The 467-nt window shown below is 50.5% G+C and carries 5 tRNA genes; all 5 read left to right on the top strand.

What is annotated here, in order from left to right:
- Position 1: 1 nt before the first annotated feature.
- The 5 genes from ACU68Y_RS09100 (at position 2) to ACU68Y_RS09120 (ending at position 466) form a co-directional block, all read left to right on the top strand.
- A tRNA-Glu gene (locus ACU68Y_RS09100) sits at positions 2-76 on the top strand.
- A gap of 7 nt (positions 77-83) precedes the next feature.
- Positions 84-159, top strand: a tRNA-Val gene (locus ACU68Y_RS09105).
- Between the two features lie 41 nt (positions 160-200).
- Positions 201-277, top strand: a tRNA-Asp gene (locus ACU68Y_RS09110).
- 5 nt (positions 278-282) lie between these two features.
- Positions 283-358 (top strand) — tRNA-Thr (locus ACU68Y_RS09115).
- A gap of 23 nt (positions 359-381) precedes the next feature.
- Positions 382-466: transfer RNA gene (locus ACU68Y_RS09120), tRNA-Tyr, on the top strand.
- Position 467 lies beyond the last annotated feature (1 nt).

Genomic DNA, 467 nt, shown 5'->3' on the forward strand with positions numbered 1-467 from the left:
AGGCCCTATGGTCAAGCGGTTAAGACATCGCCCTTTCACGGCGGTATCCCGGGTTCGAATCCCGGTAGGGTCACCAGATATATGGGCGATTAGCTCAGCTGGGAGAGCATCTGCCTTACAAGCAGGGGGTCACAGGTTCGAGCCCTGTATCGCCCACCATATATTTTTTACAGAAACAAAGATAACAAATTCTAACACAAGGCCCGGTAGTTCAGTTGGTTAGAATGCCAGCCTGTCACGCTGGAGGTCGACGGTTCAAGTCCGTTCCGGGTCGCCAAGTATGCTGGTGTAGCTCAATTGGTAGAGCAACTGACTTGTAATCAGTAGGTTAGGGGTTCAAGTCCTCCCACCAGCTCCAAATCCTTTTTAATAAAGGATCAAGGAGGAGTTCCCGAGTGGCCAAAGGGGACGGACTGTAAATCCGTTACTTTATGTTTCGGTGGTTCAAATCCACCCTCCTCCACCAA

The organism is Finegoldia sp. P1-F-LS (genome assembly GCF_052932205.1).